Below are 13,267 nucleotides of genomic sequence, written 5' to 3'. Positions count from 1 at the left end.
CGGGTCCATTCCATCCAGGAGCGACGCCGGAGGACAGGGCAACTCTCGCCGGAGGATCAGGTATTCGTTGTCATGGTTCGCCAAGACGGGGCCGGGGCTCGGCTGCGGTCTGTCAACCCTTGCCGAGCCCGGGGCGACGCTGCCCCACCAGGGTGCGCTGCTCGAAGGCGTGCGCGATCTCCAGCAGCCGCCGCTCACCCGAGTGCGGGGCCACTATCTGGATTCCGACGGGCAGCCCGTCGGCGGTGAACCCGGCCGGCACCGAGATGGCCGGGCAACCGGTCACGGTGACCAGGTAGGCCGACCGCATCCAGTCCAGGTAGGTCTCCTGGGGCCGCCTGTTGATCGCCTGCGGGTACTCCTGGTCCGCTGGGAACGGCGGGACCTGGCTGACCGGCATCACCAGCACGTCGTGGGACTCGAAGAAGACGCGCATCCGCTCGCCGAGGGTGGTGCGCTGCGCGTAGGCGCGGGCCACGTCGGCGCCGCTGAGCGAGGCGCCGGCGCGGATGTTGTCGGCCAGGGACGCCTTGAAGTCGTCGGGGTGGGCGGCCAGCAGGTCGGCGAACTTCGCCTGGAAGTGCCAGGCCCGCAGGGTGCGGAAGGTGTCCTCCGCCTCGTGCAGGTCGGGGTGGGCGTCGACGACCGTGCTGCCGGCGTCCTCCAGCACGGCGACCTGGTCGCCAAGCACGCGGGCGACCTCGTGGTCGACCTCGAAGGCGCCCCCCAGGTCGGCGGAGAGCGCCACCCGCAGGCCCGCCAGCGGCGAGTCGCCCGCACGTCCGAGCGGCTCGGCGAAGACCGCGCCCGGGGTCTCCAGCGCCATCGGCACCCGCGGGGTGGGCCCGGCCTGCACCGAGAGGAGCAGCGCCAGGTCCTCGACCGTGCGTGCCATCGGGCCGCTCACCGAGGTGGTCTCCCAGGCGTTGCGCTGGGGCCACTCGGGCACCCGCCCGAGGCCGGGGCGCAGCCCCACGACGTTGTTGAAGGAGGCGGGGTTGCGCAGCGAGCCGCCCATGTCGCTGCCGTCGGCCAGCGCCACCATGCCGGTGGCGAGCGCGACGGCGGAGCCCCCGCTCGACCCGCCGGCGGACCGGCTGGGGTCGTAGGGGTTGAGCGTGGTCCCGAAGACCTTGTTGAAGGTGTGCGAGCCGGCCGCGAACTCGGGCACGTTGCTCTTGGCGACGACCACGGCACCCGCGGCCCGGACCCGTTCGACGACCAGCTCGTCGGCCTCGGGCACGTGGTCGGCCAGCAGGGGCGAGCCGTACGTCGTGCGCCAGCCGCCGGTGGCGTGGGTGTCCTTGACCGCGTAGGGCAGGCCGTGCAGCGCCCCGACCTCCTCGCCCCGGGCCAGGCGCTCGTCGGCGTCGGCCGCCTGTGCCCGGGCCCGGTCGGGATCGAGGCTGACCAGCGCGTTGACCTGCGGGTTGACCTCCTCGATGCGGGTCAGGTGCAGCTCGAGGAGCTCACGGGCGGAGATCTCGCGAGCGCGCAGCGCCGCGGCCATCTCGCGGGCGGTGCTGAAGTGGTCGATCCCGCTCACGCCGCTCAGCCCCGACGACGCGCGGCCAGGGCACCGGCCAGCACACCGGCGAGCACGAGCGCGCCACCGACCAGCGCGCCCTGCACGAAGTCGCCGCCGGGCAGGCCCGCCCCGCCGCCGCCACCGCTGCGCTGCGGTGCGCTGAACGTGCTGCCCGCCGGGGCGTCGGCGGCCGGGCTCCCCGGCGTCGCCGGCTGGTCGGCGGCACCCGAGACCGCGACCTCCTGGGGCTCGGCGCCGCTGAGCACCCGGTTGATCGAGGAGAAGAACTCGCCGGCGAGCCGCTTGCTGACCGAGGTCAGCATCCGCTGGCCCACCCCGCCGATCATGCCGCCGACGACGGCCACGGCCTCGTAGGTCAGCAGGGTCGCGCCCTCGTCGGTCGCGGCGAAGCTCACCTTCACGTCGGCGGAGATGGTGCCGGGGGCCCCGGCGCCGGCGGCCTTGAGCACCAGCGACTCGTGCGGCTGCAGGTCTCGCAGCTCGCAGGTGCCGGTGTAGGTGCCCCGGATCGCGGCGACGCCGGCGGTGACGACCATGTCGTACTGGTTCTCGCCGGTGACCTTGAGCTGCTCGCACCCGGGGATGGTGCGCACCAGCACGGCCGGGTCCAGCACCGCGTTCCAGACCTGCTCGACGGGGGCCTCGAGGACGGCCTCTCCGGAGATTCTCATGCGTGGGGTCCTTCCTGGAGCTTCTGCTCGTGGTGGAGCCGGAGCGCGAAGAGCTCCGACGGGGAGATCGGCATCGAGGTGATCGGGAACCCCTCGGCGTCCTCGATGGCCGAGGCGAAGACGGCCGCCGACGGGATGACGCCGGCCTCGCCGGCGCCCTTGAGCCCCAGGGGGTTCAACGGCGACGGGGTCTCCAGGTGGTCGATCTCGATCCGCTTCGGGACCTCGCTGACGTAGGGCATCAGGAAGTCCATGAACGAGGCGTTCTCGAGCTGGCCGTGCTCGTTGTAGGCCATCCGCTCGTAGAGCGCGCCGCCCACGCCCTGGGCGACGCCGCCGTGGACCTGGCCCTCGACGATGAGCGGGTTGATCAGGTTGCCGCAGTCGTGCACGACGGCGTAGCGCAGGATCGTGATCTCGGCGGTCTCCGGGTCGGTCTCGACCACGACGGCGTGCATGCCGTTGGCGAAGGTGGAGCGCGGCGGGGAGTAGAAGTCCTTGCCCTCCAGACCCGGCTCGTCGTCCTCGGCCACGGGCGGCTTGCTCGGGTCGCCGACCACGAACTGGGTCGCCGCCTTCGACGCCTCGTCGAAGGCGTAGCGCAGCGGGTTCGAGAGGACCGCGATGGTGCCCAGCTCGATGCGGCTGCCCGGGGCACCCTTGACCTGCACGACCCCGTTGACGATCTCGAGGTCCTCGGGCGTGGTCTCCAGGGCGTCCGCGGCGATCCGCAGCACCTTCTCCCGGGTCTTGCGTGCGGCCAGGGCGATCGCCGAGCCGCTCATGACCGCGGCCCTCGAGGCGAAGGTCCCCACCGAGTACGGCGAGCGCCGGGTGTCGCCGGTGACGACCTCGACGTCCTCGAAGGGCACCCCGAGCTCGTCGGCCACGATCTGGGCGAAGGCGGTCTGGTGGCCCTGTCCCTGGCTGGTCAGGCCGGTCGACACCTTCACCTTGCCCGACGTCTCGACGTGCACGTGGCCGCCCTCGTAGGGCCCGACGCCGGTGCCCTCGACGTAGCAGGCGATGCCGATGCCGACCTTGCGGCCCTCGGCGCGCGCCTCGTCGCGGATCCGTTCGAAGTCGTCCCAGTCCACGAGGGCCTTGAGCTTCTCCAGCGAGGCCGGGTAGTCGCCGGAGTCGTAGATCAGCGGGCGCCCGTCCTGGAAGAGCAGGCCGTGGTCGTAGGGGAACTCGTCGGGCTGGATGAAGTTCGCCGCCCGCACCTCGGTGCGGTCCTTGCCCAGGTAGGCCGCGATCGCGTCCATCGTCCGCTCCATCGCGTAGACGCCCTGCGGGCGTCCGGCCCCGCGGTAGGGGGTGACGATGACGGTGTTGGTGTACAGGCTGTCGAAGACGACCTTGTAGTTGTCGGGCTTGTAGGGGCCCAGCAGCTGGGTCGAGGTGATGATGGGCACGATCAGCCCGTACGGCGTGTAGGCGCCGTTGTCGTGCCAGAACTGCACCGAGAGGCCGAGCAGGCGCCCGTCGTCGTCGAAGCCGACGTCGACGTGCTGCAGCTGGCCCCGCTCGTGGGCCGAGGAGATGAAGTGCTCGCGCCGGTCCTCGATGAACTTCACCGGCCGGCCCAGGGCGCGGGCCGCCATCGGCACCAGCAGCTCCTCGGGCCACGGGTGCACGATCTTGACCCCGAAGCCGCCCCCGACGTCGGGGGTGATCACGTCGACCTGGCCCAGGTCGAGACCCAGCTTCGAGGCGACCGCGGCGCGGACCCCGGTCGAGGTCTGGGTCGAGGTCCACACCTGCATCCGGCGCGAGTCGGTGTCCCAGCGGGCCAGCGTGGCCCGGCCCTCCATCGGCATGCAGGCGCTGCGCTCGACCTGGAGGTCGAGGCTGAGCCGGTGCGGCGCGGCGGCGATCGCGGCCTCGGCGTCGCCGACCTGCTGCTCCATGCGCGCCGCCCGGTTGCCCGGCACGTCGTCGTGGACCAACAGGTCGCCGTCGCGGGCGTTCTCGATGCCCACCACGGGCGGCAGCACGTCGTAGTCGACGCGGATCCGGTCGACGGCGTCCTCGGCGACGTAGCGGTCGACCGCCACGACCATCGCGATCGCCTCGCCGACGTAGTTGATCTCGTCGCGGGCCAGGGCGTACTGGGTGCGGCCGTGGGTGAGCGTGGGGTGCGGGATCAGCAGCGGCAGCGGCTCGGCCATCGCCCCGACGAGGTCCTCGTGGGTGTAGACGGCCACGACCCCCTCGACGTCGAGGACGGCGTCGACGTCGATCGCGAGGATCCGGGCGTGGGCGTGCGGGCTGCGCAGGACGGCGGCGTGCAGCGCGCCGGGCATCAGGTCGTCGGTGTACTGGCCCTGCCCGCGCAGCAGCCGGTCGTCCTCGACGCGCTGGACGGCCTGGCCGAAGAGCTTCGTGGTCACGGCTGCTCCCCCTCGAGGGGCTCGCTGGGCTCGAGTCGGGCGATCTCCGCGGCCCGGCACACCGCGGAGACGATGTTCTGGTAGCCGGTGCAGCGGCACAGGTTGCCGCCGATCATCTCGCGCGCCTCGTCCTCGGTGGGGTCGGGGTTGTCGCGCAGACCGGCGGTGATGGTGGTCAGGAAGCCGGGGGTGCAGAAGCCGCACTGCAGGCCGTGGCACTCCTTGAAGGCCTGCTGCACCGGACCGAGCCGGCCGTCGGGCGCGGCGAGCCCCTCGACGGTGGTCAGCTCCTGGCCGGCCGCCGAGACGGCGAACATCAGGCAGGCGCGCACCGGCTGGCCCTCCAGCAGCACCGTGCAGGCGCCGCAGACGCCGTGCTCGCAGCCGACGTGGGTGCCGGTCAGGCCGAGGTCGTGGCGCAGCGCGTCGGAGAGCAGCCGTCGTCCGGGGATCCGTACCTGGTGCACGATCCCGTTGACGTGCAGGCGGACGTCGTGGAGGTCCTCGCCGGTGTCCGGGTCGGTCTGGGTCGGGGCGTCGGTGCTCATGCGTCTCCCTCGCGTCGTGCGGTGCAGTCGTCGTGGGCCTGTCGGACCACCCGCTTCGTCAGCACCCGGGCCAGGTGGGCCCGGTAGTCGGCGGTGGCGTGGATGTCGGCCGCGGGATCGAGCGAGGCCAGCGCCAGGTCGGCGGCCGCGTCGAGGCTCGCGTCGTCGAGGGTGCCGGCGGCGAAGGCCTCGGAGAGGTCCACCACCGTCGGGAGGTCGCTGACCGAGAGGTAGCCGGCGCGCACGGAGGTGATCGAGCCCGCCTCGTCGGCGCGCACCACCGCGGCGACCCCGCACAGGGCGTAGTCGCCGTGGCGGCGCGCGATCTCGTCGAAGGCCACGCCGGCGTCGCCGGGCAGCGCCGGGAAGAACGCCTCGGTGGCGATCTCGTCGTGGCGCAGGGTGCTCTCGAGCGGGCCGACGTAGAGGTCGGCGGCCTCGATGGTGCGGGTGCCGGCCACGGAGGCGGCGGTGATGCTGCCCCCGAGGAGGACCAGCACCACCGGCATCTCGGCCGAGGCGTCGGCGTGCACCAGCGAGCCGACCGTGGTGCCCCGGTTGCGGATGGTCGGGTGGGCCACCCGCTGCAGGGCCAGGGAGACCAGGGGCTGGACCCGGCGGGCCTCGGGGTCGGCCAGCACGGCCGCGTGCCGGGCCAGGGCCCCGACCCGTACCCCCTTCTCGTCGGTGCGCACGTGGTCGAGGTCCGGCACGGCGTTGATGTCGACCAGCGCGCTCGGCGCGGCGAGCCGCATCGAGAGCAGCGGCACCAGGCTCTGGCCACCGGCGAGGACCTTGGCGTCGGGGTCGGCGGCCAGGCTCGCGAGCGCCTCGTCGAGCGTGGTGGGCCTGGAGTACGAGAAGGGGGCGGGCTTCACAGGACCTTGGTCACCTCTCCCGCGCCGAGCTCTTCCCTGCGGCCCTTGACCATGTGGAAGTACGCGAGCACCAGGATCGTGCCCAGCGCGATGCCACCGAGCTCGAAGTCGTCGGTGATCTGCATGGTGACCCCGCCGATGCCGGCGATCAGGCCGGCCGAGAGGCCGACGAGGTTGACCGGGTTGCCGAAGTCGACGCCGTTCTCGACCCAGATCTTGGCACCGATGAGGCCGATCATGCCGTAGAGGACCACGGTGATGCCGCCGAGGACGCCGCCGGGGATCGCGTTGACGATCGCACCGAACTTGGGGCTCAGCCCGAGGGTGATCGCGACCAGGGCCGCGACGTAGTAGGCGGCCGTGGAGTAGATCCGGGTCGCGGACATCACGCCGATGTTCTCGGCGTACGTCGTGGTCGGCGAGCCGCCGAAGGCGCTCGCGAGGGCGGTGGCGAAGCCGTCGCCGAACAGGGCGCGACCCATGTAGGGGTCGAGGTCGTCACCGGTCATCTCGGCCACGGCCCGCACGTGGCCGGTGTTCTCGGCCACCAGGGCGATGACGCCGGGCAGCACGAGCAGGATGAACGTCAAGGAGAAGCTGGGGGCGTGCACGGCCGAGACGCCGTCGGCCAGGACACCGCCGGGCAGCCCGAACCAGTCGGCGCCGCCGACCGCGCTCCAGTCGACCCGGTCGTGCTCGACGGCCTCACCGCCGCTGACCGGGGTCACCGAGGTGATGGGGCCGATGACGTTGTCGGCCAGCCACGAGATCGTGTAACCGAAGACCAGGGCCAGGAAGACGGCGATCCGCGACCAGAAGCCCGGGAGCAGCACGGCCGCGGCGACCATCACCGTCGCGGTGAGCAGCGCGATCCACTGGTCCTGAGGCCAGTAGATGCCGGCCACCACGGGGGCCAGGTTGAAGCCGATCAGCATGACCACGGCGCCGGTGACGGCGGGCGGGAGGATGCGCTTGAGCCACCCGGCACCCGCGACGTGGACCACGACGCCGATCAGGGCCAGCACCAGGCCGGCCACCATGATCGCGCCGGTCACGTCGGCGGAGTCGCCGCCCTGGGCGCGGATCGCGGCGACCGCGGCGACGAAGGCCGCGCTGGTGCCGAGGTAGCTGGGCACCCGGTTGTTGACGATCAGCAGGAACAGGATCGTGCAGATGCCCGAGAAGAGGATCGCGAGGTTGGGGTCCAGGCCCATCACGATCGGGAAGACGAAGGTCGCCCCGAACATCGCCACCACGTGCTGGGCACCGAGCCCGACGGTGCGCGGCCAGCTCAACCGCTGGAGCGGTCCGACCGCCTCGCCGGGAGGCGGCGTCTTGCCGCCGTGGACGACCTCCCACTTGAACATGCTCATCTTCAGGCTCCTTGCGCTCGTCCGAGACCGTTCAGGAGACGCTAGTGTCGCGGCTCACACTCGAGCACGGGCGACTCTTGCCAAGCGGGTGTAGACAAGGATGGCACTCCTTGTGTGCGGTTCCTCAGGTGCGCAGCTGGAGGACCTGCAACGCCACCGCGATGTCGAGGCGCAGGTGCGGGTCGGTGGTGAACGGACCCAGGATCCGCTCGAGCTTGCTGACCCGGTAGCGCATCGTGTTGTAGTGGAAGAACTGCCGGCGCGCGGCCTCGGCCACGTTGAGGTTGTGGTCGAGCAGGATCTGCAGCGTGGTGCGCAGGTCGGCCGCCTCCTCGGTGTCCGCAGCGAGCTCGCCGAGCACGTCGACCGCGAACGCGCGGGCCTCCGCCGGATCGGGGACCAGCGCGATCAGCCGGTGCACCCCCAGGTCGTCGAAGCGGGTGGTGCTGCCGCCGCCCTTGACCCGGCGGCCCACCTCGGTCGCCCGTCGCGCCTGGAGGTAGGCCTCGGGCAGCTGCTCGGGCGAGGTGACCAGGCGGCTGACCCCGACCGAGAACGGACGCCGGCCACCGCCCCTGTCGCCCTGCACCGCGGCGACCAGCCGGTCCACCGGGCTGGCCCCGTCGGGCCCCGGCTCGCCCACGGGCACCAGGGCCACCACCTCGGCGGTGAAGTCCACGGTCGGCACGACCGGCCGGCGGCCCTCGCAGACCTGGCGCCACGCGGTCGCGAAGCGCTCCTGCCAGCTGCGGCGCACCCGGCCCGAGACCGGCGGCTCGTCGGGCGCCATCGGGTCGAGCTCGGCGGAGACGACGTGCATGTGCCCGTCGAGGTCCCAGCCCAGGCTGGCGGCGTGCTCGGTGACGTAGGTGCTGTCGCCGGCCCGGCCCAGGAACACGTCGCGCAGGAAGTCGCCTCGGTACTTGTTCTCGACCGCGGCGACCGCCTCCTGCCGGGTCACCAGGAGCGCGGCCACGGTCGCGGCACGCTCCATGGCCACCACGTCGTCGTGGGAGAGGGGCCGGTGCGGGCTGAAGCACACCAGCCGGGCCAGGTCGGTGCCGCCGGCCACGATCGGCTGCAGGCGGACCTCGCCGTCGCCGACGGGCGCCGGGCGGGTGCTGGCCCGCTCCACGCGGAACCGGCCGCCCGGCTCGAGCAGGTCGGCCTCCTCGAGCCGGCGGCGCAACGGGTCGGGCAGCGCGGCGGCGCGCTCGCGGCCGTCCGTCGAGGTCACCAGCACGCCCAGGTCGAGCACCCGGGCCACCTCGGCCGCGATCTGGTCGAGGTCGCCGCCCTCGAGCACCAGCAGGGTCAGGGCCCGGTGCAGGGCGTCGATGCGCTCCAGGACCCCCGCGGTGAGCTCGTTGAGCCGGCCGTAGGCCTGGCGCAGCAGCTCGTCGAAGGCCAGAGCCATCGGCAGCCCCAGCACCGGGAAGTCGAGCTCGTCGGCCAGGGCCAGGGCCTCGGGGTCGAGGGTGTCGACGTAGCGCCCGAGCTTGACCCCGAGGCCGGCGAGGCCCCGGGTGTGCAGGTCGCGCACCAGCCGGGCGAACGGGACCGCGCCGCCGCGCTGGTCCCCGCCCGAGGCCAGGGGGAAGCCGGTGGTGACCAGCAGGTCGTGCGGCTTGACCCAGTCGGCGATGTCGGGGACCTCCATCACGTTGACCCCGAGGACCATCCGGTCCAGGCCGCCGTGGCCCGCGAGCACGGTGACGCCCTTCATCCCCTCCAGGCGGAGCAGGTCGCGCAGCGCCACGCCGTACGTCGGACTTATCAACGGTTGCACCCCCAGCGACCAAGACTTGGCAATACCTACCATCGGCAGACCCTACGCCAGCGCACTAGCGTCGAGGGCGCCCCCGGAAGTGCAGGGGTCACCGGACCCGGAAGGACGCATGAGGACCCACCGTCGCGTCGTGGCTGCGGCTCCCGCCCTGGTGGGCGAGCTGCTGGCCGGGCCCGCCCGGACGGTGCCGGTGCTGCACAGCGGCGCCGACGCGGTCTACCTCGACCTGCGCGGCTCGACGCCCTCCACCTCGCCCTCCTCGGCGGCACCGGACCTCGCCGTCCTCGGCGTGCTGTCGACGGCGGCGACCGCCGTGCCCTGCGGCCTGCAGACCACCCTGCCCCGGCTGCCGGCCGACGTCGCCGGCGCGACCCGGGCGGTGCTCGGTGACGGGAGGGTGCTGCTCGGTGGCACCGAGGCGGTCGTGACCCGCACCGTCGACGCCACCGTGCCCCGGGTCCCGGCCGCGGCCGTCGTGCCGGCTGCCCGGGTGCTGGCTGAGGTCGTCGGCGACCGGTCGGCGGGGGTGCGCGCAGAGCTGCCCGCAGAGGCCCTCGCCGCGCTCGCCGAGGGCTCCGCCGGCTGCGCGCCCGGGCTGCTCGGCCGCGGCAGCGGTTTGACCCCCGTCGGCGACGACGTGCTCTGCGGTTGGTTGGCCACGGCGGTCGCGACCCGCGCCCCCGTCGGGGGCGCCGTGGGGACCGATCTCGCCGACGCCGTACGCCGCCTCGCGCCCGCTGCGACCACCGCACTGTCGGCCACGCTGCTGGGCTGCGCGACGCGCGGCGAGGTGCTGCCCCAGTTCCGTCGGCTGGTCATGGGCCTCGCCGACCCCGCCCCCGATCTCGACGCCCGCGTCGCTGTCGACGTCGACGCGCTGCTGCGGGTCGGCCACACCTCCGGCGCCGGGCTCCTGCTCGGCGCCTCGATCGCCCTCCACCACCTCGCGTCAAGGAGCCTCACACCATGACCAGTCCCCCGCTCGCCGCCCACCGCCAGCACGTGGAGGTGCGCTCCGGTGCGTACGCCGACTCCGTCGCCCTGCTCCAGGTCAGCAAGGACGTGGCCGCGACCGCCGGCGTGAGCAGCGCCCAGGTGGCGATGGCGACCCCGCTCAACCTCGAGGTGCTCGAGTCGATGGGCTTCGACCTGCCGGTCACGACGCCCAACGACATGGTCGTGGCCCTGATGCTCGACGAGGACGGCGACGTGCAGAGCGCGCTGGCCGCGGTCGACGCGGCGCTGGCCGCCTCGAGCCGTCGTGGTGGCGGCAGCGTCGAGGAGGCCCCGACCCGCACCACCGGTCGCGCGCTCGCCGAGTCGGGAGCCGACCTGGCGCTGGTCTCGGTGCCCGGCCAGCACGCGATGGTCGAGGCCATGGACGCCCTCGACGCCGGGCGCGACGTGATGATCTTCAGCGACAACATGCCCGTCGAGCAGGAGATCGCGCTCAAGGACGTCGCTACCGAGCGCGGGCTGCTGGTGATGGGCCCCGACTGCGGCACGGCGATGGTCGGCGGCCTGGGCCTCGGCTTCGCCAACACCACCCGGCCCGGTCCCGTCGGGATCGTCGCGGCGTCGGGCACCGGCTGCCAGCAGCTGATGTGCCTGCTGGACGCGGCCGGCGTCGGCGTGGGCGCCGCCCTCGGCGTCGGCGGCCGCGACCTGGGCAGCCAGGTCGCGGGCCGCTCCACCCGTGAGGCGCTGCGCCGCCTCGACGCGGACCCGACCATCGAGATGGTCGTGGTGGTCTCCAAGCCCCCGGCCGAGGAGGTGGCCGCCGAGCTGCGCGAGCTCGCCGCGACCCTGTCCACCCCGGTCCACCTGGCCCTGCTCGGCGCCGGCCAGCCCGACCTCACCGAGGCGGCCGAGGCCGTCCTCGGCGCCCTCGGCACCACCGCGCCGGACTGGCCCTCGTGGGGCAGCACCGCGGACACCACCAGCGGCACCCACCTGCGCGGCCTTTTCGTCGGCGGCACCCTGTGCGACGAGTCGATGCTGATCGCCGCGGCCGAGCTCGGCGGCATCCGCAGCAACATCCCGCTCTCCCCCGAGCTGGCGCTCGACTCCTCGCTCACCGCCGACGCGCACACGATGATCGACTTCGGCGACGACACGCTGACCGCCGGGCGCGCGCACCCGATGATCGACCCGACGCTGCGCCTGGACCACCTGGCCCGCGCCGCGGCCGACCCCGCGACGGCCTGCATCCTGATGGACGTGGTGCTCGGCCACGGCGCCGAGCCCGACCCGGCCGGCGCGCTGGCCCCCGCCATCACCGCCGCCATCGAGACCGCTCGCGCCGACGGCCGGGACCTCCCGGTGGTGGTCGCGTGCGTCGGCACCGAGTCCGACCCGCAGCAGCTGTCCCGCCAGGCCCGCACCCTGGCCGAGGCCGGCGCCGAGGTCCACCTGTCCAACGCCCGGGCCACGCGCCGGGCCATCGCCCTGACCGGAGGCACCCGATGACCGCCCGTACGACGCCCGCCCGCCCCACCGCCGCTCCCGAGGGCGTGGCCGCCACCGGCGTCGACCTCTTCGCCGACGCCGTCGACCTGCAGGCCGTGCCGGTCTCCCGGGTCGACTGGCGCCCCCCGATGGAGGGCACCGCCGACGACCTCGCGGTCGTCTCCGCCGACCCGCTGCGCCGCGACGCCAACGCCCGCGCCGTCCAGGCGATGCTCGACGTGCAGGCCGTGCTCGTCGACGTGGCCCCCGCCTCGGAGGTGCTCGGCCTCGAGGCCGGCCAGTTCCTGCATGCCGGGCCGCCCATCGCGTGGGAGGCCGCCACCGGCCCGCTGCGCGGCGGGCTGATGGCCGCGGCCGCGCTCGAGGGCCTGGTCGACGACCCGGAGGACGCGGTCGCGCTCTTCGAGCGGGGCGACGCGGTCTCCCTGGAGCCGTGCCACCACCGCAGTGCCGTCGGGCCGATGGCCGGCGTGGTCTCGCCCTCGATGTGGATGTTCGTGCTGGAGGACCCCGCCAGCGGTCGCCGCACCTACTGCTCGCTCAACGAGGGCCTCGGCAAGGTGCTGCGCTACGGCGCCTACGGCCCCGAGGTGCTCGAGCGGCTGCGCTGGATGTCGGCGGTGCTCGGCCCCCTGCTGGCGCAGGCCGTCAAGGCCACCGGCCCGGTCGACGTCACCGGCATCCTGACCCAGATGCTGCAGATGGGCGATGAGGCCCACAACCGCAACCGCGCGGGCACCCTGATGCTCCTGCGCGACCTCGCCCCGGCGCTCGCGGAGTCGTCGGCCGACGCCAAGGACGTCGCCGACACGCTGCGCTTCATCGGCGGCAACGACCACTTCTTCCTCAACCTGGCGATGCCGGCGTGCAAGCTCGCGCTCGACGCCGCCCGCGGGATCGAGGGCTCCACGATGGTGGTGGCGATGGCGCGCAACGGCACCGAGTTCGGCATCCAGGTCGCCGGCACCGGCGACCAGTGGTTCACCGGCCCGGCCCAGGTGGCCGACGGCCTGTTCCTCGGCGGCTACGGCCCCGAGGACGCCAACCCCGACATCGGCGACTCCGCGATCACCGAGACCGCCGGCATCGGCGGCTTCTCGATGGCCACCGCGCCGGCGATCGTGCGGCTCGTGGGCGGCACCGTGCCCGACGCCCTGGCGACCACCCGCCGGATGCGGGAGATCACGCTCGCGGAGAACCCGCGCTGGAGCATCCCGGTCCTGGAGTTCGCGGGAGCCCCGACCGGCATCGACGTGAGCCTGGTCTGCCGCACCCAGGTCCTGCCGCAGATCAACACCGGCATGGCCGGCAACAAGGCCGGCGTCGGCCAGGTCGGCGCCGGCCTGGTCACGCCGCCCGCGGAGATCTTCCCCAAGGCGCTGGCCGCGCTCGCGGACCGCGCCCGGGAGCGTGCCGCGCGCTGAGGCCTCCTCGTCCTGACGATCCGCACCCCGGCACCGCGTGTCGTGGTGTGGATCGTCAGGACGACGACCGGGCCTGGCCGCGCTGGACGGCGGCGCGGTGCGCGACATGCGGATCGTGCCGGGCGTCTGAGCCCGCACGACATTTCTACCAAACACAGGAACCCGGCCCA

10 protein-coding genes are annotated in these 13,267 nt (G+C 73.6%); 3 read left to right on the top strand and 7 right to left on the bottom strand.

The features are described 5' to 3' along the window. Positions 1 to 112: 112 nt before the first annotated feature. The 7 genes from QWJ41_RS16040 to QWJ41_RS16010 form a co-directional block, all read right to left on the bottom strand. Positions 113 to 1,546 (bottom strand): amidase, encoded by a 1,434-nt coding sequence (locus QWJ41_RS16040; protein ID WP_302709402.1) that lies wholly within the window; start codon positions 1,544 to 1,546, stop codon positions 113 to 115. A gap of 5 nt (positions 1,547 to 1,551) precedes the next feature. Then, positions 1,552 to 2,220, bottom strand: coding sequence for an SRPBCC family protein (locus QWJ41_RS16035; protein WP_302709401.1), 669 nt, complete (start codon positions 2,218 to 2,220; stop codon positions 1,552 to 1,554). Continuing rightward, positions 2,217 to 4,616, bottom strand: a complete 2,400-nt coding sequence (gene cutA / locus QWJ41_RS16030) for an aerobic carbon-monoxide dehydrogenase large subunit (protein WP_302709400.1) — start codon at positions 4,614 to 4,616, stop codon at positions 2,217 to 2,219. Before cutA ends, QWJ41_RS16035 begins: the two co-directional genes overlap by 4 nt. Then, on the bottom strand, positions 4,613 to 5,164 hold the full coding sequence (locus QWJ41_RS16025) for a (2Fe-2S)-binding protein (RefSeq protein WP_302709399.1): 552 nt from the start codon (positions 5,162 to 5,164) through the stop codon (positions 4,613 to 4,615). The genes cutA and QWJ41_RS16025 overlap by 4 nt, the downstream gene beginning before the upstream one ends. Continuing rightward, entirely contained in the window at positions 5,161 to 6,042 is an 882-nt protein-coding gene (locus tag QWJ41_RS16020; RefSeq protein WP_302709398.1) for an FAD binding domain-containing protein, read from the bottom strand. The genes QWJ41_RS16025 and QWJ41_RS16020 overlap by 4 nt, the downstream gene beginning before the upstream one ends. Then, a complete protein-coding gene (locus tag QWJ41_RS16015; RefSeq protein WP_302709397.1) occupies positions 6,039 to 7,415 on the bottom strand; it encodes a uracil-xanthine permease family protein in 1,377 nt (458 codons plus the stop codon). The genes QWJ41_RS16020 and QWJ41_RS16015 overlap by 4 nt, the downstream gene beginning before the upstream one ends. A 124-nt stretch (positions 7,416 to 7,539) precedes the next feature. Next, positions 7,540 to 9,237, bottom strand: a complete 1,698-nt coding sequence (locus QWJ41_RS16010) for a PucR family transcriptional regulator (RefSeq protein ID WP_302709396.1) — start codon at positions 9,235 to 9,237, stop codon at positions 7,540 to 7,542. A gap of 97 nt (positions 9,238 to 9,334) precedes the next feature. Here QWJ41_RS16010 and QWJ41_RS16005 point away from each other — a divergent pair, with 97 nt between their 5' ends. The 3 genes from QWJ41_RS16005 to QWJ41_RS15995 are packed head-to-tail and all read left to right on the top strand — an operon-like array spanning position 9,335 to position 13,097. Further along, the gene (locus QWJ41_RS16005; RefSeq protein ID WP_302709395.1) at positions 9,335 to 10,174 is read left to right on the top strand and encodes an oxamate carbamoyltransferase subunit AllH family protein; all 840 of its coding nucleotides are present in this window, start codon (positions 9,335 to 9,337) and stop codon (positions 10,172 to 10,174) included. After that, the gene (locus QWJ41_RS16000; protein ID WP_302709394.1) at positions 10,171 to 11,673 is read left to right on the top strand and encodes an AllF/FdrA family protein; all 1,503 of its coding nucleotides are present in this window, start codon (positions 10,171 to 10,173) and stop codon (positions 11,671 to 11,673) included. The genes QWJ41_RS16005 and QWJ41_RS16000 overlap by 4 nt, the downstream gene beginning before the upstream one ends. After that, a complete protein-coding gene (locus QWJ41_RS15995) occupies positions 11,670 to 13,097 on the top strand; it encodes a YlbE family protein (RefSeq protein WP_302709393.1) in 1,428 nt (475 codons plus the stop codon). The genes QWJ41_RS16000 and QWJ41_RS15995 overlap by 4 nt, the downstream gene beginning before the upstream one ends. The last annotated feature ends 170 nt before the right edge of the window (positions 13,098 to 13,267 follow it).

The organism is Nocardioides cremeus (assembly GCF_030518195.1).
In the GTDB taxonomy this organism is placed as follows: domain Bacteria; phylum Actinomycetota; class Actinomycetes; order Propionibacteriales; family Nocardioidaceae; genus Nocardioides; species Nocardioides cremeus.
Note: the sequence above shows the minus strand (reverse complement) of the source record. Positions and strands in the feature narration are given on the sequence as shown.